Source organism: Pseudoblastomonas aquimaris (assembly GCF_035481675.1).
GTDB lineage: Bacteria > Pseudomonadota > Alphaproteobacteria > Sphingomonadales > Sphingomonadaceae > Alteriqipengyuania_B.
In genome coordinates this window covers 193582-210607 of record NZ_JAYJJW010000002.1, presented here as the reverse complement: position 1 = coordinate 210607, position 17026 = coordinate 193582, and the positions used below count along the sequence as shown (strand labels likewise).

Here is a 17026-nt window from a genome sequence, read left to right as displayed (position 1 = left end):
GGGATGCGCTGTCGAGACTGAACGGACGGCCGCGCCGCCTAGAGCTCCACATCGGCGAGGATCGCGGCCCGCAGGTCGTCGATCCCCATGCCCTTCTCGCTGCTGGTGACGTGGATTTCGGGAAATGCGGCCGGATGCTTGCGGGCGGCCTCGGCCACTTCTTCGCGCATTTCGGTGAGCGCGCTCGCCTTGATCTTGTCCGCCTTGGTGAGAACGACGCGGTAGCTTGCCGCCGCCTCGTCAAGCATGGTCATCATCTCGATATCGACCGGCTTCAGCCCGTGGCGGCTGTCCACCAGCACCAGCGTGCGTTTCAGCACCGCGCGGCCGCGCAGGTAGGTGCGGACCAGCTGCTTCCACCGTTCGACCACTTTCACCGGCGCCTTGGCAAAGCCGTAACCCGGCATGTCGACGAGGCGAAACTGCGTCGGCTCGCCCACCTCGAAGAAGTTGAGCTCCTGCGTGCGGCCCGGCGTCACCGAGGTGCGGGCGATAGAGCGCCGCCCGGTGATGGCGTTGAGCAGGGAGGACTTGCCGACGTTCGAGCGGCCGCAGAACGCGATTTCCGGCACCGTCGGTTCGGGCAGGAACTTCAGCTGCGGCGCCGAAAGGAGGAAGTCGACCCGGCGCGAGAACAGCTTGTTCGCCTTGTCGACCAGCTCCTGTCCGATCTCTCCGTCCGATCCTTCCATGGCCTTACGACTTGCCCCTCGCTTCGCGCGCGGCGGCACGTTCCGCGTCGGCCTTGTCCTTGTCCGCCTGGGCCTTCAATTGCGGGTGGCGCGAATAGAGGAACCACTGCTGCGCGATGGTGAGGATGTTCGAGGTGGCCCAGTAAAGCAGAAGGCCGGCCGCGAAGGGTGCCATCACGAACATCAGGATCCACGGCATGAACATGAAGATCTTCTGCTGCGCCGGGTCCATCTGGCTCGGGTTCAGCTTGAACTGCAGGTACATGGTGATGCCCAGGATCAGCGCCAGCACGCCGATCCCGAAGAAGAACATCAGGAAGCCCGGCACGGTGATGCCCATGGCTTCCATCAGATTGGCCAGGTTCGCCGGGTCGCGCGCCGACAAATCCTTGATCCACAGCGCAAACGGCTGGTGGCGCATTTCGATGGCCAGGATCAGCACTTTATAAAGCGCGAAGAAAATCGGCATCTGGAGCAGCAAGGGCAGGCAACCGGCCAGCGGGTTCACCTTTTCCCGCTTGTACAGCTCCATGATCTCCTGCTGCTGCTTCTGCTTGTCGTCCTTGTAGCGTTCCTGGATCGCCTTCATCTTCGGCTGGATGGCGCGCATCGCGGCGAAGCTCTTGAACTGCTTCTGCGCGATCGGGAACATCAGCCCGCGGATGATGAACGTCAGCGCGATGATCGCAACGCCGAAGTTACCGAACAGGTAAAACAGCTGGCGCAGTACCCAGAAGATCGGCTTTTCGAACCAGCGGAACCAGCCCCAGTCGATGGCGAGGCCGAAATTGGGAATGCCGTCCGCCTCGTACATGTCGAGGACTTCGGTTTCCTTGGCCCCGGCGAACAGCTTGGTCGTGCGGCTGACCTGCCGGCCGTCGGCCACCGTGACCGGGTCGTAGATCATTCCGGAGCGGAAAAGTCCTCCACCGAAACTGCGGAAATTTGCTTCTGTGCGAGCCCCGGCTTCGGGCACAAGCGCGGAAAGCCAATAAACATCGGTGAAGCCGAGCCAGTCTGCCCGCCCCGCGGGGGTCACGAGTCCAGCTTCGGCAACATCATCGTAGTCATTCCCGAATTCGACCGACCCATCGAAGGCGCCGATGGGCCCGGAATGCACGAGCCACAAATCCTGGCTCGCGCTCCCGCTATCTCGAACAATCGATGCATAAGGGCGAAGCACGATAGGTCCGCCCGATGTGTTGGCGACCGTCTGCTCGGCCGTGATCATGTAATGCTCGTCGATCGCGAGCGCGATGGTGAAGAGCTGGCCCTGGCCGTTGTTCCAGCGCAGCGTTACCGGATTGCCAGGCGAAAGCGTGCCGCCCTCCGCCGTCCACACGGTCTGCCCGTCGGGCACGCGAACGCCTTCGCCGACCCAGCCGAACTGCGCGAACTGCTGCGCAGGCGTGCCGGCGGGCGCGAAAAGGCGCACCGGGCCGCTGTCTTTCTCAACCTCCTGCCGGTGGGTCTTGAGCGAGATATCGTCGATCCGCGCGCCGACCGGATTGATCGAGCCGGTGACTTCCGGCGCATCGATCCGCACCCGGCCCGCGCTGCCGAGCGCCTGGCCGAGGTCGACCGGTGCGGCCACCGGCGTGCTGCCCACATCCCCTGTTTCGGTATTGGCCGCGGCCCGCTCCGCCGGCGTGTCGGCGCGGCCTTCGGTCGCCATCACTTCGGGCTGGGGATAGAGCCGCTGCATGACCAGGTCCCAGCCGAGCAGCAGGGCCGCGCACAGCGCGATGGTCAGGAACAGGTTACGCTGGTTGTCCACTTCGAGTCCTTCGAATTCGGTCGATCGCGTGCGGGGTACGGGGCCGGTCGCTGCCGCGTGCCTTACGGCACCGGGTCGTGGCCTTGTCCCCCCCAGGGATGGCAGCGCCCTATACGCTTAAGCGCCAGCCATCCACCCTTGATCGCGCCATATTTGCGCAAGGCCTGGATGGCGTATTCGCTGCAGCTTGGGGCATAGCGGCAGCTGGGCGGCAGGATGCGGCTGGGGCCGATCTGCCAGAACCGCGCAATCAGGATGAAGACCTGCTTCATGCGCGCCTGCTGCGCGGTTTCGTGCGCCGCCGGCGCGGCGGGTCGGGCCGGCCCGCCTCCATCCGCTCAAGCGCGGCCGCGAGCTCGCAGCGCAGCGCGTCGAAGTCCCGCTCGACCCCGCCGTCGCGGCCGATGAGGATATGGTCGTGATCGTCCAGGCCGTTATCCGGCAGGAGCTCGCGGGCGATGGCGCGGAAGCGGCGCTTCATTCGGTTGCGCACCACGGCATTGCCGATCTTCTTGGTGACGGTGATGCCCAGCCGCTTGCCGCGCTCGCCATTGGGTTTCGCCAGCAGCACGAAGCCCGGCCGCGCGACCCGCATGCCCGAATTCGCGGCGAGGAAATCGCTGCGCTTGGTAATGGTGGTGAGGCTGTCGGGCACGATTACCCCTCATACGACAACGGGCCCCCGATGGGAGCCCGCAGAGGCCAACCGGCCCGTGGTGCCAATTGCGGGAAGGAATCGTCCCGCCAAATACCGACACCGATAAGCGCGCCGCTCAGGGCGCGCGGGAAATCAGGCGCAGAGGTTCTTGCGGCCGCGGTTGCGGCGGGCGCGCAGGACCTTGCGGCCACCCGGGGTCTTCTTGCGGGCGAAGAAACCGTGGCGACGGGCGCGGACGAGGTTGCTGGGCTGGAAAGTACGCTTCATGATTGCCTCTGATCGAAAACTTCGAAAGTGCCCCGGCATAGCCGATGCGCACCAATAAAAAGGGCCGCCCGCGAAGGCAGCCGCCTGTATGGACCGCGCGGTTAGGGCAGGCCCTTGCGCGAGTCAAGCCGTTTAGAGCGCCGCATAGGCGATCTGCGGCGCGTTTTGGGCCTTCCCCTCCAAGCCGAGCCAGCCGCGCATTTCCGCCGCATCGAGCCAGCGCGGGGCTTCGAACGGCGCGGCATTGGTCATCGCGTAGAACGCCTGCGCCTGCGCCGGATCGAGGCCCATTTCGGCATAATAGGCGAGATACTTGCGATGCTCCGGCGCATCGGCGGCATAGTCGGCTGCGCCCTGCCCCAGGTCATCCTCCCACGCGTGGACGGCGAATTCCGCCCCTTCGTCGATCCGCCAGGCGGTCCCGGCGAACACAAGTTCGACCGCACCCGACCGGACCGAGCCGCCTGCCGGCACGTGGGTTTCGAGCCCGGCTGCACGGATCATCCGCCCCAGTGCAAGGTTCGCGCGGTCATCGTAAGTGCCCGGCGCCTCGACCAGCCGGAGCACCTGCAAACCCGGATAGGCTTCCAGCATCGCGCCGAACGCCGCCGGGCTCGCCTCGTCAGTGACGCCGACCAGCGCTGCGTGCTTGCCGTCGATCACGCGGAAGGGTCCGAATGTGTCGATCGCCGCAGGGGCGAGGTCGGCCCCTGCGACGAAGCGTGTGGCCGGCACTTCCACCCATTCCTCGACGATGACCGTCACGGTCTCCCGCTCGTCGGCCCGGGCAGGCGCGGCGATCAGGACCAGTGCGGTGGCGAGCACGGTGAAAATGCGGGCGAATTCCTTCATCGAACGCCAGTGTGGAGCCCCGCGCGCTACCGCCTCGCCAACAGAAAGCGTTACTTTGGAGTGAATCGCTCGACATCGCGGCGCGGGCCGCTAAGCCTCTCGGCCACAGGGGGAATTCGTACGTGGTCGCACTCGTCAGGACGGTCGCCTATCTCGGGCTCGATGCGCGCAGCGTGGAGGTGCAGTGCCAGCTCGCGCCCGGACTGCCGCGCTTCAACATCGTCGGGCTTGCCGACAAGGCCGTCGGCGAAAGCCGGGAACGCGTGCAGGCCGCCCTTGCCGCGATGGGCCTCGCGTTGCCGCCCAAGCGGATCACCATCAACCTATCGCCAGCGGATTTGCCGAAGGAAGGCAGCCATTACGACCTGCCGATCGCGCTCGCCCTGCTGGCGGCGATGGGCGTCACCGATGCGGAACAGCTGGAAGATTACGTCGTGGTGGGCGAGCTCGCGCTCGATGCGCGGGTGGTGCCATCGCCCGGCGTCCTCCTCGCCGCGATCCATGCGAGCGAAGCGGACAAGGGACTGATCTGCCCGGCGGCGCAGGGAGCAGAGGCGAAATGGGCGAGCGACGTGCCGGTCCTCGCCGCGCCGGACCTGCTTGGCCTGCTCAACCACCTGAAGGGGGAAACGCAGCTGGCGCAGCCCGAACCGGGCGAAATCGACGAGCCCGCGCCGGGGCCGGACCTCAAGCGCGTGAAGGGGCAGGAAACCGCCAAGCGCGCGCTGGAGATCGCGGCGGCGGGCGGCCACAATTTGCTGATGCTGGGGCCGCCGGGTGCGGGCAAGAGCCTGCTGGCAAGCTGCCTGCCGGGTATCCTCCCCCCACTCACACCGGGCGAGGCGCTGGAAACCAGCATGATCGCCAGCGTCGCAGGCACGCTGGAAGGCGGCCGGATCAGCCGCGCACGGCCGTTCCGCGATCCGCACCATTCGGCGAGCATGGCGGCGCTGACCGGGGGCGGCCTGAAAGTGAAGCCGGGCGAAGTCAGCCTCGCGCACCTGGGCGTGCTGTTCCTCGACGAATTGCCCGAATTCCAGCGCGCGGTGCTCGATTCGCTGCGCCAGCCATTGGAAACGGGCGAGGTCAGCGTGGCGCGGGCCAATGCGCATGTGACGTTCCCGGCGCGCGTGCAGCTGATCGCGGCGATGAACCCGTGCCGCTGCGGCCACCTCGGTGACCCGGCGCTCGCTTGCAGCCGCGCACCGCGCTGTGCTGCCGATTACCAGAGCAAGGTATCGGGCCCGCTGCTCGACCGGATCGACCTGCATGTGGAGGTCGATCCGGTCAGCGCAGCCGATCTCGCCTTGCCGCCGCCTGCCGAAGGAAGCGCCGAAGTCGCAGCCCGCGTGGCCGCCGCGCGCGCCGTCCAGACCGCACGCCTCGAAGGCACAGGTGCGCGCACCAATGCGGAGATGGACGGCGACACGCTGGAAGCCCACGCCACGCCCGACGAGGCGGGCCGGAAGCTGCTGCTGCAGGCCGCCGACGCGATGCGCCTGTCCGCGCGCGGATATACCCGCATGCTCAGGGTCGCCCGCACCATCGCCGATCTGGCCGGAGCGCAGCAGGTCGGCCGCATCCACGTGGCCGAAGCGCTCAGCTACCGCAGGCAACCGCCAAGGGCTTGAAACCATCGCCGAATACGGCGGTTGGTGAACTATGCCGGACTATCTCACACCAAATACCCTGACCTGGACCGAAGCGCTGATCCGGATCGGGGCTGCGACTTTCCTTCCGTTCCTGATAGGACTGGAGCGCTTCCTCCGGAACAAGCCAATCGACTTCCGCCCTTTCATCATCATCTCGGTGAGCGCGGCAGGCTTGCTGATGTCGGCAGTCGAGCTGCTGTCCTCGTCGACCGATTCGAACACGCAGATCGACCCGACCCGGGTCATCGAAGGAGTCATCACCGGGATCGGCTTCCTCGGTGCAGGTGCCATGTTCCGGCAGGGAAATTTCGTTCAGGGTGCCGGTTCGGCAGCATCGATCTGGAGCGCGGGAGCCATCGGCCTCGCTTGCGGCATGGGTGAGATATGGCTCGCGATCCTCATGGCGCTGGTCGTCCTGATCGTGCTGGTGGCGAGTGGTCCTTTTACTGCCAAGTGGGATGCCGAACACGGCCCGGACGAGGGCGATGGTAACGATTAGCTTCGGCACCGGTCATTTCGCGTAAGGCGTGTTCTCCACCATCTTGCGGTTATAGTCCGGCGCGCCGTCGGTCCACCAAACTGGGCCGCGTTCGCCCAAGCCAACCTTCGCTGCGTGGACTTCGGCGCGGGCAGCCTTGAGCACCGCATCGTCGCCCGACGCCTTGGCGGCCTTCACGGCTCGGCGGGCGTCCATCAGCGTGTCGACGAGGCGCTGGCGCTCTTTTTCCTGCAGGTTAGGATTGGCGGCGCGCCACAGGCGGCCTTTCACGATGATGTAGCGGCCGTCCGGCGTTCGCTTCGGGCCGCCGCCTGACTGTCCGGACAATCTATTCGGCCGCCTCGGCGACCTCGGCGTCCTCGTCTTCGGGCACCATGCCGATGCAGTTGCAATCCTGCAGCCACAGGTCTTCGTGCGTGAGTTCGCGCCCGTCATGTGCGGTGATGATGACGGGGCCGATAGGTAGCCGGTCGCGCTTGTCCACCAGCACGGGGTTCTCGATGAATTCTGCGCCGTATTTCATGCCCCACTGGCGCAGCGCGAGCATGGCGGGCAGCAGGTCGAAGCCCTTTTCGGTCAGTCGGTATTCGATCTTGCGGCGGTCGTCCGGGCACGGCGTGCGCGCGAGGATGCCGTGCTCGACCAGCTTCGTCAGGCGACTGGAAAGGATGTTGCGGGCGATGCCGAGTTCGTCGAGAAACTCCTCGAAATGGTGCACGCCGTTGAAGCTGGCGCGCAGGATCATGAAGCTCCAGCGTTCGCCCATCACTTCCAGCGCACCGGGAAGGCCGCACGCCGCAAGCTCGCCCAGGGGTTCTCTCAACTCGCCCATAAAAATCCTTTCCCGGGCCGCGATATAGCGCGCAAAGCGCCGGGCTGCACATTTATTCCAGTTTTAGGTTGCAACTTAAAATCTATTGCAATAGGTAGCGATTCGCAACTGGAAATTGCGGTCGACGCAAGATCGGCCGGAGGACCGGTAGGCACTCTCTCCAAACCCTCTCCAGGGAGCTGACCATGACTGCATCGAAGATTTTCCGCCCCACCGCCGGCTTGGCCCTCGCCGCGCTGTATACTGCCGCCAGCTTCGGCGCCGTGACGACACCCGCCGAGGCCAAGGCTCCCGAGGTGTTCTACCGCGCCGAGCTGGCACAGCCGGTTTCCGAAGGCCGCACCGAAATCGTGCGCGGCGTGATGTGGCGCTGCGAAGGGACCAAGTGCATCGGCACGCAGGGTCGCTCGCGCGCGGTGATCGATTGCGAGCGGTTCGCTCGCGAATTCGGCGAAGTGACCGCGTTTTCCGCGAAGGACGAAGCGCTGGATGCCGCCGACCTGGCGCGCTGCAACGGCTGAACCGCTTCCATCTCCGCCGCGCCTCCCTCTCTCGCGCGGCGACCTCGTGGCCCCTCGCTGGCAGATCGCCGGCGAGGGGCTATTTCTATGCGGGCAGGAATCCGCGCGCGACGAGATCCGCTTCCAGAGCGTCCGCATCGGTAAACAGGTGGCCGGTCCAGCCCCGCGCCTCGGCAGCGGCGATGTTCGCGGCATTGTCGTCGATGAAGAAGAGGTCCGCAGGCGCGCGGCCGCTGCGCTGCTCGACGATGCGGTAGATCGCTTCATCTGGCTTCGCGACCCGTTCGGTGCCCGAAACGATGATGTCCCGGAAGCGGTCGAAGATCGGGGCGGTCGGGCGGAAGCCGGCCCAGAATTCCTCGCCGAAATTGGTCAGCGCGAACAAGGGGACGCCCGCCGCGTCCAGCCGCTCGACCAGCTCGTGCGAGCCTTCCACCGGGCCCGGAATGCTTTCGTTGAAGCGCGTCGCATAGGCGTGGAGCGCGTCCTCGTATTCGGGGAATTCGGCGATACGCTGCGGCACCATGTCGGCCACCCGCTCGCCCTGGTCGGCGCGGAAATGCCATTCCTCGGTGACGACATGCTCCAGCGCAAAGGCGAGGCGCACGGGATCGTCCACCACCTTTTCGAGCAGGCCCGAAAGCTGCCAGCGATACAGCACCCGCCCGACATCGAAGACCACCGTGTTCGGCTGGCTCATATGCAGTCTCTCCAAACACAAAAAGCCCCCGCACGCGCGGAGGCCCTTCGTTCGACCATCGCCGCGGCAAACGCGCGGCGGGCGCCGGTCAGCCCTGGCGGGCCTTGAAGCGGCGGTTGGTCTTGTTGATCACATAGGTCCGCCCGCGACGACGAATCACGCGGCAATCGCGGTGGCGGTTCTTGAGCGACTTGAGGCTATTGCGGATTTTCATGGTCTTTTTCCAAAAAGTTACGCGCCAGAAATGGGGTCCGGCGCGTCAAATTCAAGGCGGGCTGCTAAGGTCCGGTCGCGGATAAGTCAACCGGAAGAGCGAATATCGGAGAGTTTGCGTTCCCACTGAAGCGCATGGGCGACGATCGTTTCGAGGTCGTCGTGCTGCGGGCGCCACGGCAGCGCCTCCAGGATGCGCGCATTATCGGCGGTGAGCGCGGGCGGATCCCCGGCCCGGCGCGGCTGCATCCGCCGCTCGATCCTGGAATTGGTCACGCGGTCCACGGCGTCGAGAACCTCCAGCACGGAAAACCCGCGCCCATACCCGCAATTCATCGTCAGCGAGCGGCCGGGCTGCGCCAGCAACGCCTCCAGCGCATGGACATGGGCGGCGGCAAGATCGCTGACATGGATGTAGTCGCGCACCCCCGTCCCGTCGGGCGTGTCGTAATCGGTGCCGAAGACGTCGACCCCGTCGCGCTGGCCGAGCGCAGCCTCCACCGCCACCTTGATCAGGTGCGTCGCGCCCGCCGTGGACTGGCCCGTCCGCCCCTGCGGATCGGCGCCCGCCACGTTGAAATAGCGCAGCGCACAAAAAGAGAAATCGTGCGCGGCGGCGGTATCAGCCAGCATCGCCTCGCTCATCAGCTTGGACATGCCGTAGGGGTTGATCGGGCGCTGCGGCGCATCTTCCGCCACGGGCGTTTCCTCCGGAATGCCATAGGTCGCGGCGGTGGAGCTGAAGATCATGTGGGGCACGCCGGCAGCGATCGCGCTTTCCAGCAAGTCGCGCGTGCGGGCGGTGTTGTTGCGATAATACTTGAGCGGATCGGCGACCGATTCCGGCACCACGACGGAGCCGGCGAAATGCATGATCGCACCCCTGCCTTCCCCCTGGCCGCCGCCCATCCCCTGTTCTGCAAAGATACGCGCGAGCAGCGCGCTGTCGCCGATATCGCCTTCGTAGAACGGCACATCGTCCGGCACGGCGAAGCGGAAGCCGGTGGCAAGGTTGTCGATCACCGCGACCGGCCAGCCGGCATCCTTCAGCGCCAGCACCGCGTGGCTGCCGATGTACCCGGCCCCGCCGGTAACCAGAACGGGTGTTTTCGAAATCATCTGCCTATCCTGCTCCAATCAAACGCGAATTGCGGCATTCGGTGGCCGGCGCTATGCACGCGCCATGAAAGCCTACCTCCCCCTGGCGCTTGCCGCCCTTACCGTCCTTCCCGGGTGCACGACACCCTATACCTCCCCCGTCGCGGTCGACCGCTTCGTGGCCGACGATCGCAGCGCCCTTTCGGCGAACGATTCCATCGTCGTGGAGGCTGCCAACCTCAACGTCCCGCCCGAGTTCGTCAGCGCCGTAGCACGCGAAGTCGAAAAATCCGGTTACGCGGTCACCAATCGCAGCGGCCGCTACCTGACGGCGCGGGTGACCGTGGACGTGACGCCGATCGACGGCGCCTATCGCCGCTCCCCCGTCACCGTGGGCGCGGGCGGGTCCACCGGCACCTATGGTTCGGGCGTGGGCGCAGGCGTCGGCATCTCGCTCGGCGGGCGTGAGGCCCCGAACCGGGAGACGCAGCTTTCGGTCTCGATCCGCGATTCGCTGGGCGCCGCCGTGTGGGAAGGCCGCGCCACGCTCGCGACCGGGCCCAACTCCGATTACGCCAGCCAGGCCGCCGCGGCCGATGCGCTTGCCGCCGCCCTGTTCGAAGGGTTCCCCGGCGAAAACGGCGTCTCCTACGAAGTGGAGCTCGACTGATGGCCGGCATTGCAATCAATTCCGCGTTCGACAGCGGCAATATCGAGGTTCTGTCGATCGACGGCGACAGCGCGAAGCTCGCCATACCCTATGACGCGGGCGGCGAATTCAAGCAGTGGTTCCATTTCCGCGTCTCCGGCGCGGGCGGGCGCGAACTGACGCTGAAGATCACCGGCCTCAACGACAGCGCCTATCCCAAGGGGTGGGAGGATTACGACGCCGTCGTGTCGGAAGACCGCGATTACTGGACCCGCGCGAAAAGCAGCTTCGACGCCGGCGAGGACGGCGGCACGCTGACCATCCGCCACGCGCCCGCCGGCGACATCGCCTGGTTCGCCTATTTCGCGCCCTATTCGATGGAACGGCACCATGACCTCGTGGCCGAAGCGGCGGCGAGCGAAGGCGTGACGCACCACAATCTCGGCAACTCGGTCGACGGCCAGCCGCTCGACTGCCTCGAGATGGGCGAAGGCGAGACGACCGTGTGGCTCTATGCCCGCCAGCATCCGGGCGAAACGCAGGCCGAATGGTGGATGGAGGGCGCACTCGATTGCCTGACCGATCCCGCCGATCCGGTCGGCATGCACCTGCGCAAGCGCTGCCGTTTCTTCGTGGTGCCCAACGTCAACCCGGACGGATCGCGCCGCGGGCACCTGCGCACCAATGCCGCGGGCCGCAACCTCAACCGCGAATGGGCCGAGCCGAGCGAGGAGCATTCGCCCGAAGTCTTCCACCTGCTGAAAGCGATGGATGCCAACCCGCCCGTTTTCGCGATGGACGTGCACGGCGACGAGGCAATCCCGGTCAGCTTCCTGGCCGGCTACGAAGGCATTCCCGGCTGGACCGACGAGCACGGCCAGCGCTTCTACGATTACGAAGCGATCCTCGAGCGCCGCACACCGGACTTCCAGACCGAGCAGGGCTACACCAAGTCCGCGCCCGGCAAGGCGAACCTCTCCATGAGCACGAACCAGGTGGCCGAGCGTTTCGGGGCGACCGCGATGACGCTGGAAATGCCGTACAAGGACAATCCCGCCAGTCCGGAGCCGGAGCAGGGCTGGAGCCCGGAACGCTGCCGCATGCTGGCGCGCGACTGCCTGGCCGCGCTGCTCGAATGGCTGGACCGGAAATAGGCCGATGAGAGTGCTGCGTGTCGCTGGGACCTGCCTCGCCATCGGATGGGCGGTGCCTGTCGCGGCGCAGGACGCAACGGAGCCGCAGTCCCGCACCGAACCGGTGCCGATCCCGGTTTCCATCCCGCGAACCCTCCCCCCTCTGACGCGGCAAGACCCGCCTCCCCCACGCATGGTGGCGCAATGGCGACGGTTGGCGGCCGATGACCGGTGTGTGATGGTCAGCTCGCTCCAACGGGTCGGCATCGACACACTTACAATCACCATGCCTTTCCGCGGGACGCCGTCGATGGAGATGCTCACCCTTCAGGTCGACCCTGCCGAGAACGGCAACCTGCCGCCCCTGCCTTCGCCCGCCTCCCTCGCCACGTTGGATGGCGAGCCGATCGTGACGGGGTTTGTCGGCTACAGGACCGCAATTCCCACGAGCTATCGCATAACCTGGACGCTCACCGACGAGGTCACCGGGCAGCTGCATGCCGTCATGCACGACGGAGCGCAGCTGTACGTCGACGTGCCCGGGGTGACGCGCGGCCGATTCCCGCTCGACCTGCATTCTGACTTTCTGGTTTCGCTGGAGACGTGCCGCGGGCTTCTCGGCGAAAGGCTCAAAGCCGCGCGTCCGCCCGGCGAGGCGCTGGACGTGGTGGACCGCGATCCGGTGCTCAACCAGCAGACGAGTCGGCTCGACCTGATGCAATATCCGTCGCGCGCCATGCGCGAAGGTGTGGAGGGCACGGTCAAGGCTTCGATGCAGGTCGACGAGTACGGCTATATCGCCGAATGCACGGTCGCGGTCTCGTCCGGCTCGACCTATCTCGACGATGCGACCTGCCGCGACCTCAAGCGGTATGCGCGATTCTATCCGGCCCGCGACGCTTCCGGTGAGGCAACGCCCGGCACCTATGTCCGCGACGTGCGCTGGGAGCTGGAAGACTAGGTCAGGCTGGCCGGGCCGAAAGCGCGGGGGAGCAGGCCGGACAGCTGCGTCTCGCGTACTTCCTCGCTGCCGACGCACAGCACCAGCGGATCCGTGTCGCCGAGCGCGGCCAATTCGTTGAGAACCTGGCGGCAGCGTCCGCACGGGGTAATAGGCTCCACAGCGGGTCCGGTGACGGCAACCGCGATCAGCCCGCCGCGCACCCCATCGTTCATCGCCTTGGAAACCGCCACGGTTTCCGCGCATAGCGACAGGCCGTAGCTCGCGTTCTCGACATTGCTGCCGGTCACGATGCTGCCGTCGGCAAAGGCAAGCGCCGCACCGACGTTGAAGGCGGAATAGGGCGCATAGGCCCGCGTCGCCGCGTCACGCGCCGCTTCGATCAGGGCCTGCTTGTCGAAATTCATCGGGGCATCATCCTCAAGGGCAAAACGGTCCTATGGCCGCGCGACGACCCAGCGCAGCGCATCCTCGCTCGCTTCGGTCTGCAGCATGGTGTTGGCGGTCCATAGCGTGAAGGGCCGGCCTGCGTAATCGGGCGGGACATACTCGCCCGTCAGCCACAGGTTGCGCTCGATCATGGCAACCTGCGGATGCTTCGCGGCAAAGGCGGGCGACAGTTTCAGGATCGCTGGCTGTCCGGTGTGGCTTTCGATCTGGTTGAGCAGCGTCATCAGCTCGCTTTCGACCGCCGCGTCGCTGATCCGCACCTCGCAGACCTCCGCCCCGTCTTCCAGCGCAACTGCCGGGGGCAGCAGATCGCCATCGCGCGGGACGACGGTGACGAAATTCGCTGCCTGCCGCTCTGCCGGGGTGCACGGGTCGAAGGCGTGCACAGCGCCATAACGCAAGCCCGCAGCGCGCGCGGCGTCATAGTTCCGCGCGAAGGAAGGATCACGCCCGTCCGCGCCGCGGCTGGCATCGAGATAGACGAAATCGGCCCCCACCGCTTTCAGCGAGCCAAGATTGATCCAGCCGTCGCCCTCGCCGATCTCCGCGCCCTGGGCGGGAAATGCGCTGCGCTCCGGCGTCCAGTGCACGAAGCGCCAATAGGCGTATGCGCCGCCAACGATGGCGAAGAGCAGCAGCAGCGCGAGCAGGCGCAGCCCCCAGCGCGGTTTCGATCGTCCTTTACGTCCCATGTGTTCCTGCCGCCCTGCCCCTCAGCCCCGGATATGCAGCACGCAGATCAGCGTGAACAGCCGCCGGGCGGTCGGAAAGTCGGTTTCGATCTTGCCGTCGAGCTTGTCCATCAGCAGCTGCGCGGCATCGTTGTGGATGGCGCGCCGGGCCATGTCGATGGTTTCGATTTCCGCCGCCGTCGCCTTGCGGATCGCTTGGTAATAGCTGTCGCAAATGGCGAAATATTCGCGGATCGGCCGGCGGAAGCGCGCAAGGCCGAGGATGATCGTATCGAGCGGCTGCTCGCCGCCCTCAGCTGAAATCGCCAGCGCCAGCCGCCCTTCGGGCACCGACAGCTCCAGCTTCCACGGCCCGTCATGGTGCTCGGCAGCGCGCAGCGGCTTGAACGTGTTTTCCTCGATCAAATCGAAGATCGCGACGCGGCGTTCCTGCTCGATATCGGCATTGCGCCACAGGATCGTGGCATCGTCCAGCTCGATCGTCGCAATCCGGTGATCGCCTTCGGTCGGGGGGGAGGAATCGGTCGCCATGATGCTCGGGCAAGCCTTCGCACCTGCAGCGAATCCCGGCAAGGGTGCATCCATCCCCGCTATCCACAAGGGCTGCGGCGCGTTGCCCTGTTGCACACCTCGGACGGCTCACGCATCAGGGGCGGATGGCCGAAACCGATCTCATCACCCGCCCCGCCAATGATTCGGACAGCGCGAAGCCCGGCGAGCCTGCCGGCCGCGCGCTGCCGACCAATGTCGAGGCCGAAGCCGCCTTCATCGGCGCGGTGCTGATCGACAACAAGGTGCTGGAAGAACTGCCCGTGCCGATCCGCGCGGACCATTTCTTCGAGCCGGTGCACCAGCGCATCATGGGCCGTATCATGCTGCTGATCGAGCGCGGCGCGATCGTGACGCCGGTGACGCTGAAGCCCTATTTCGAAGCGGACGAGGCGCTTAAGGAACTGGGCGGGGCGAGCTACCTCGCCAGGCTGACGGGCGACGGGGCCGGCCTCCTCGCGCCGCGCGAACTTTCCCAGCAGATCTACGACCTCGCCTTGCTGCGCGAGCTGGTAATGGTCGGCCGCAACCTGGTGGAAGGGGCGACCGATACGTCGGAAGAGGTCGCGCCGGTCGAACAGATCGAGCAGGCCGAACAGGCGCTCTACAAGGTGGCCGAAGGGGCGACGACGGGGGCCGAAGCCCAATCGTTCCGCTCCGCTGCGCTGTCGTCGCTGAAGATGGCCGAGGCCGCGCTCAATTCCGGCGGCAAGTTTTCCGGCAAGACCACCGGGCTCGACGATCTCAACGCCAAGGTCGGCGGCCTGCACGACAGCGACCTCATCATCCTCGCCGGGCGTCCCGCCATGGGCAAGACCTCGCTTGCGACCAACATCGCCTTCAACTGCGCGGCGCGGTACTTGCGCGACATCAACGACGGGATCGCGCCCGAAGACAGCTATGGCGCGCCGACCGCCTTCTTCAGCCTGGAAATGAGCGCCGACCAGCTTGCCACGCGTATCCTGTCCGAACAGGCCGAGGTGTCGAGCGAAGGCATCCGGTCCGGCCAGATCAGCAAGGACCAGTTCCAGAAACTGTCTTTCGCCAGCCAGCAGCTGATGGAACTGCCGCTGTATATCGACGATACGCCCGCGCTCACTATCGCCGGCCTGCGCACCCGTGCGCGGCGGCTGAAGCGGCGCCACGGCATCGGCCTGATCGTGGTCGATTACCTGCAGCTGCTGCAGGGCAGCGGCCGCGCGCAGGACAACCGCGTCAACGAAATCTCGGAAATCAGCCGCGGGCTCAAGACGCTCGCCAAGGAACTGAGCTGCCCGGTGATCGCGCTCTCGCAGCTCAGCCGTGCGGTCGAGCAGCGCGAGGACAAGCGGCCGATGCTGTCCGACCTGCGCGAATCCGGCTCGATCGAGCAGGACGCCGACCAGGTTTGGTTCATCTATCGCGGCGAGTACTACCACAACGCCATCCGGCCGGAGGAGCCGAGCGAAACGAGCAGCGCCGATGCCATCGCCAAGTACGACGAATGGATGGCCCGCCACATGGAACTGGTAAACAAGGCCACGGTCATCGTCGCCAAACAGCGCCACGGCGCGACCGGCATGGTCGACCTGCTGTTCGAAAGCGAATTTACCCGCTTCGGCAATCTCGAAAGGCGCGAGGCGCCCGGTTACTAAAGCCCCAGGTTCAGGCGCCGGCTGACGGTGTAGTCGGCAACGGAGACGAGGAACCAGCTGGCGTTCCAGCGAATCCGGTTCCACAGCGTGTTACGCTTCGCGTGCAGTTCTTTCGAGATATGCCGGCTGGCCGGCAGGTGGTCCTCGATAAAACTGCGCATCCGGTCGGCGAAGTCGGCGTCCTCCACCCGCAGCATGATTTCCAGGTTGATGAACAGGCTGCGCATGTCGAAATTGGCGCTGCCGATATAGGTCACGTCGTCCACCACCAGCAGCTTCGTGTGCATCTTGCAGGCCATGAACTCATGGACGTGCGCGCCGCTTTCGAGAAGGTCGTGATAAAGCGAGCGCGACGCTCCGATGGTGGCGCCGTTGTCCGACTTGCCCGCCATGATCAGCGTTGCCTCCCCCCGCTTCGCAATGCCGCCGATGCGCTGCATCAGCGATTTGGGCGGGGAGAAATAGGCCATCATCAGGTGCAGGCTGTTCCCGCTCGACAGGTCCTGGCCGACCTGTTTCGCCCAAGACGAGATGCCGCGCGTCGGCCCGCCGACCACCCAGCGCACATCGCCATCGCCCGGCGACCAGCTCTTGACCTCGCGCCGGACCTGTCGCCACTCGACCCCGTCGGCATCGGTCCATTCGATGAGCTTGGCATACCAGTCGAGCAGCGGCTTCATCGCATCGCCGGTGATGCGCACGGCGAGGTCGTTCCAGCCGTTGACCGCGGGCGGGGCGAAGTAATCGTCTTCCACGTTGAAGCCGCCGATGATCGCCTGCTTGTCGTCGGCGATGGCCATCTTCTGGTGGTTGCGGATGAGATAGCGCAGCGACCGGCGCGAGGAGAAGCTGCGGAAGTCGCCGCCCGCATCGCAGAAGGGGCGCACGAATTCTCGGTCCGCTTCCGCGCCGTAGCCGTCGACGATCAGCGTCGTCGCGACGCCGCGTTCCGCCGCGCGGGCGAGCGCATCGCGCACCGCGGTGCCGGTGTCGTCCTTGGCAAAGATGTAGAAACACAGCTTGAGCGAGGATTTCGCGCCGTCAATCAGTTCCAGCAGGGCGCGCAGCCGCTCCTGCCCGTCGGGGATTACCAGCAGTTCGAGGCCATCCACCGATGCCGGAAAGGCGCCTGGGTCGCGGTAGTCGTAAGTCTTGGTTTCCTGCCCCATGGCCGCGCTCTATCGGGCGCGCGGCGGC

22 protein-coding genes are annotated in these 17026 nt (G+C 66.0%); 7 read left to right on the top strand and 15 right to left on the bottom strand.

Going from position 1 to position 17026, the window contains the following annotated elements; translation table 11 throughout:
- Window positions 1-38: 38 nt before the first annotated feature.
- The 6 genes from yihA to VCJ71_RS11035 all read right to left on the bottom strand — a co-directional run bounded on the left by yihA (window position 39) and on the right by VCJ71_RS11035 (window position 4246).
- Entirely contained in the window at window positions 39-692 is a 654-nt protein-coding gene (gene yihA / locus VCJ71_RS11060; RefSeq protein ID WP_324641186.1) for a ribosome biogenesis GTP-binding protein YihA/YsxC, read from the bottom strand.
- 4 nt (window positions 693-696) lie between these two features.
- Window positions 697-2469 carry a membrane protein insertase YidC gene (gene yidC / locus VCJ71_RS11055; RefSeq protein ID WP_324641185.1) on the bottom strand — a complete coding sequence of 591 codons (1773 nt, stop codon included), beginning with the start codon at window positions 2467-2469 and terminating at the stop codon, window positions 697-699.
- 62 nt (window positions 2470-2531) lie between these two features.
- Window positions 2532-2741: a membrane protein insertion efficiency factor YidD gene (yidD, locus tag VCJ71_RS11050; RefSeq protein ID WP_290134293.1), complete on the bottom strand. Its 210-nt coding sequence runs from the start codon at window positions 2739-2741 to the stop codon at window positions 2532-2534.
- Window positions 2738-3124 carry a ribonuclease P protein component gene (gene rnpA / locus VCJ71_RS11045; RefSeq protein ID WP_324641184.1) on the bottom strand — a complete coding sequence of 129 codons (387 nt, stop codon included), beginning with the start codon at window positions 3122-3124 and terminating at the stop codon, window positions 2738-2740. Before rnpA ends, yidD begins: the two co-directional genes overlap by 4 nt.
- A 135-nt stretch (window positions 3125-3259) precedes the next feature.
- Window positions 3260-3394, bottom strand: coding sequence for a 50S ribosomal protein L34 (rpmH, locus tag VCJ71_RS11040; RefSeq protein ID WP_108788882.1), 135 nt, complete (start codon window positions 3392-3394; stop codon window positions 3260-3262).
- 132 nt (window positions 3395-3526) lie between these two features.
- Window positions 3527-4246 carry an alpha/beta hydrolase gene (locus VCJ71_RS11035; RefSeq protein ID WP_324641183.1) on the bottom strand — a complete coding sequence of 240 codons (720 nt, stop codon included), beginning with the start codon at window positions 4244-4246 and terminating at the stop codon, window positions 3527-3529.
- 122 nt (window positions 4247-4368) lie between these two features.
- On the opposite strand from VCJ71_RS11035, the gene VCJ71_RS11030 reads away from it, so the two are divergent.
- Window positions 4369-5877 (top strand): YifB family Mg chelatase-like AAA ATPase, encoded by a 1509-nt coding sequence (locus tag VCJ71_RS11030; protein WP_324641182.1) that lies wholly within the window; start codon window positions 4369-4371, stop codon window positions 5875-5877.
- Between the two features lie 31 nt (window positions 5878-5908).
- Complete coding sequence (locus VCJ71_RS11025) at window positions 5909-6397, top strand: MgtC/SapB family protein (RefSeq protein WP_324641181.1); 489 nt, start codon at window positions 5909-5911, stop codon at window positions 6395-6397.
- A 12-nt stretch (window positions 6398-6409) separates the two neighbouring features.
- Here VCJ71_RS11025 and VCJ71_RS11020 read toward each other — a convergent pair whose 3' ends face one another.
- Window positions 6410-6724: a hypothetical protein gene (locus tag VCJ71_RS11020; protein ID WP_324641180.1), complete on the bottom strand. Its 315-nt coding sequence runs from the start codon at window positions 6722-6724 to the stop codon at window positions 6410-6412.
- A 1-nt stretch (window position 6725) separates the two neighbouring features.
- Window positions 6726-7229, bottom strand: a complete 504-nt coding sequence (locus tag VCJ71_RS11015) for a winged helix-turn-helix transcriptional regulator (RefSeq protein WP_324641179.1) — start codon at window positions 7227-7229, stop codon at window positions 6726-6728.
- A 185-nt stretch (window positions 7230-7414) separates the two neighbouring features.
- Between VCJ71_RS11015 and VCJ71_RS11010 the strand changes: the two genes are divergently transcribed.
- On the top strand, window positions 7415-7750 hold the full coding sequence (locus VCJ71_RS11010; protein ID WP_324641178.1) for a CC_3452 family protein: 336 nt from the start codon (window positions 7415-7417) through the stop codon (window positions 7748-7750).
- An 85-nt stretch (window positions 7751-7835) separates the two neighbouring features.
- Here the strand turns inward: VCJ71_RS11010 and VCJ71_RS11005 are convergent, their stop codons facing one another.
- The 3 genes from VCJ71_RS11005 to galE all read right to left on the bottom strand — a co-directional run bounded on the left by VCJ71_RS11005 (window position 7836) and on the right by galE (window position 9782).
- Complete coding sequence (locus tag VCJ71_RS11005; protein ID WP_324641177.1) at window positions 7836-8450, bottom strand: HAD family hydrolase; 615 nt, start codon at window positions 8448-8450, stop codon at window positions 7836-7838.
- A gap of 88 nt (window positions 8451-8538) precedes the next feature.
- Entirely contained in the window at window positions 8539-8664 is a 126-nt protein-coding gene (gene ykgO, locus VCJ71_RS11000; protein ID WP_007165381.1) for a type B 50S ribosomal protein L36, read from the bottom strand.
- Between the two features lie 86 nt (window positions 8665-8750).
- Window positions 8751-9782, bottom strand: a complete 1032-nt coding sequence (galE, locus tag VCJ71_RS10995) for a UDP-glucose 4-epimerase GalE (protein WP_324641176.1) — start codon at window positions 9780-9782, stop codon at window positions 8751-8753.
- 64 nt (window positions 9783-9846) lie between these two features.
- On the opposite strand from galE, the gene VCJ71_RS10990 reads away from it, so the two are divergent.
- The 3 genes from VCJ71_RS10990 (at window position 9847) to VCJ71_RS10980 (ending at window position 12504) form a co-directional block, all read left to right on the top strand.
- A complete protein-coding gene (locus VCJ71_RS10990) occupies window positions 9847-10431 on the top strand; it encodes a hypothetical protein (RefSeq protein ID WP_324641174.1) in 585 nt (194 codons plus the stop codon).
- Window positions 10431-11564 (top strand): M14 family metallopeptidase, encoded by a 1134-nt coding sequence (locus VCJ71_RS10985; protein WP_324641173.1) that lies wholly within the window; start codon window positions 10431-10433, stop codon window positions 11562-11564. The genes VCJ71_RS10990 and VCJ71_RS10985 overlap by 1 nt, the downstream gene beginning before the upstream one ends.
- Before the next feature lie 217 nt (window positions 11565-11781).
- On the top strand, window positions 11782-12504 hold the full coding sequence (locus VCJ71_RS10980; RefSeq protein ID WP_324641525.1) for an energy transducer TonB: 723 nt from the start codon (window positions 11782-11784) through the stop codon (window positions 12502-12504).
- Here VCJ71_RS10980 and VCJ71_RS10975 read toward each other — a convergent pair.
- Genes VCJ71_RS10975 through VCJ71_RS10965 form a run of 3 tightly spaced genes read right to left on the bottom strand, consistent with a single transcriptional unit; the run spans window position 12501 to window position 14177 of the window.
- Complete coding sequence (locus VCJ71_RS10975) at window positions 12501-12911, bottom strand: cytidine deaminase (RefSeq protein ID WP_324641172.1); 411 nt, start codon at window positions 12909-12911, stop codon at window positions 12501-12503. The genes VCJ71_RS10980 and VCJ71_RS10975 overlap by 4 nt on opposite strands.
- Before the next feature lie 30 nt (window positions 12912-12941).
- Window positions 12942-13646, bottom strand: a complete 705-nt coding sequence (locus VCJ71_RS10970; protein ID WP_324641171.1) for a glycoside hydrolase family 25 protein — start codon at window positions 13644-13646, stop codon at window positions 12942-12944.
- A gap of 21 nt (window positions 13647-13667) precedes the next feature.
- Window positions 13668-14177, bottom strand: coding sequence for a UPF0262 family protein (locus tag VCJ71_RS10965; protein WP_290136804.1), 510 nt, complete (start codon window positions 14175-14177; stop codon window positions 13668-13670).
- Between the two features lie 125 nt (window positions 14178-14302).
- On the opposite strand from VCJ71_RS10965, the gene VCJ71_RS10960 reads away from it, so the two are divergent.
- Complete coding sequence (locus VCJ71_RS10960) at window positions 14303-15829, top strand: replicative DNA helicase (RefSeq protein WP_324641170.1); 1527 nt, start codon at window positions 14303-14305, stop codon at window positions 15827-15829.
- Here the strand turns inward: VCJ71_RS10960 and VCJ71_RS10955 are convergent.
- Window positions 15826-16998, bottom strand: coding sequence for a phospholipase D-like domain-containing protein (locus VCJ71_RS10955; RefSeq protein WP_324641169.1), 1173 nt, complete (start codon window positions 16996-16998; stop codon window positions 15826-15828). The two genes, VCJ71_RS10960 and VCJ71_RS10955, sit on opposite strands and share 4 nt — an antisense overlap.
- Between the last annotated feature and the right edge of the window lie 28 nt (window positions 16999-17026).

Bases quoted from the DNA above. Each gene is read 5' to 3' on its own strand.
- yihA (WP_324641186.1), bottom strand. From the start codon at position 692: ATGGAAGGATCGGACGGAGAGATCGGACAGGAGCTGGTCGACAAGGCG.
- yidD (WP_290134293.1), bottom strand. From the start codon at position 2,741: ATGAAGCAGGTCTTCATCCTGATTGCGCGGTTCTGGCAGATCGGCCCC.
- rpmH (WP_108788882.1), bottom strand. From the start codon at position 3,394: ATGAAGCGTACTTTCCAGCCCAGCAACCTCGTCCGCGCCCGTCGCCAC.
- VCJ71_RS11035 (WP_324641183.1), bottom strand. From the start codon at position 4,246: ATGAAGGAATTCGCCCGCATTTTCACCGTGCTCGCCACCGCACTGGTC.
- VCJ71_RS11025 (WP_324641181.1), top strand. From the start codon at position 5,909: ATGCCGGACTATCTCACACCAAATACCCTGACCTGGACCGAAGCGCTG.
- VCJ71_RS11015 (WP_324641179.1), bottom strand. From the start codon at position 7,229: ATGGGCGAGTTGAGAGAACCCCTGGGCGAGCTTGCGGCGTGCGGCCTT.
- VCJ71_RS11010 (WP_324641178.1), top strand. From the start codon at position 7,415: ATGACTGCATCGAAGATTTTCCGCCCCACCGCCGGCTTGGCCCTCGCC.
- VCJ71_RS11005 (WP_324641177.1), bottom strand. From the start codon at position 8,450: ATGAGCCAGCCGAACACGGTGGTCTTCGATGTCGGGCGGGTGCTGTAT.
- ykgO (WP_007165381.1), bottom strand. From the start codon at position 8,664: ATGAAAATCCGCAATAGCCTCAAGTCGCTCAAGAACCGCCACCGCGAT.
- galE (WP_324641176.1), bottom strand. From the start codon at position 9,782: ATGATTTCGAAAACACCCGTTCTGGTTACCGGCGGGGCCGGGTACATC.
- VCJ71_RS10990 (WP_324641174.1), top strand. From the start codon at position 9,847: ATGAAAGCCTACCTCCCCCTGGCGCTTGCCGCCCTTACCGTCCTTCCC.
- VCJ71_RS10985 (WP_324641173.1), top strand. From the start codon at position 10,431: ATGGCCGGCATTGCAATCAATTCCGCGTTCGACAGCGGCAATATCGAG.
- VCJ71_RS10980 (WP_324641525.1), top strand. From the start codon at position 11,782: ATGGTCAGCTCGCTCCAACGGGTCGGCATCGACACACTTACAATCACC.
- VCJ71_RS10975 (WP_324641172.1), bottom strand. From the start codon at position 12,911: ATGAATTTCGACAAGCAGGCCCTGATCGAAGCGGCGCGTGACGCGGCG.
- VCJ71_RS10970 (WP_324641171.1), bottom strand. From the start codon at position 13,646: ATGGGACGTAAAGGACGATCGAAACCGCGCTGGGGGCTGCGCCTGCTC.
- VCJ71_RS10965 (WP_290136804.1), bottom strand. From the start codon at position 14,177: ATGGCGACCGATTCCTCCCCCCCGACCGAAGGCGATCACCGGATTGCG.
- VCJ71_RS10960 (WP_324641170.1), top strand. From the start codon at position 14,303: ATGGCCGAAACCGATCTCATCACCCGCCCCGCCAATGATTCGGACAGC.
- VCJ71_RS10955 (WP_324641169.1), bottom strand. From the start codon at position 16,998: ATGGGGCAGGAAACCAAGACTTACGACTACCGCGACCCAGGCGCCTTT.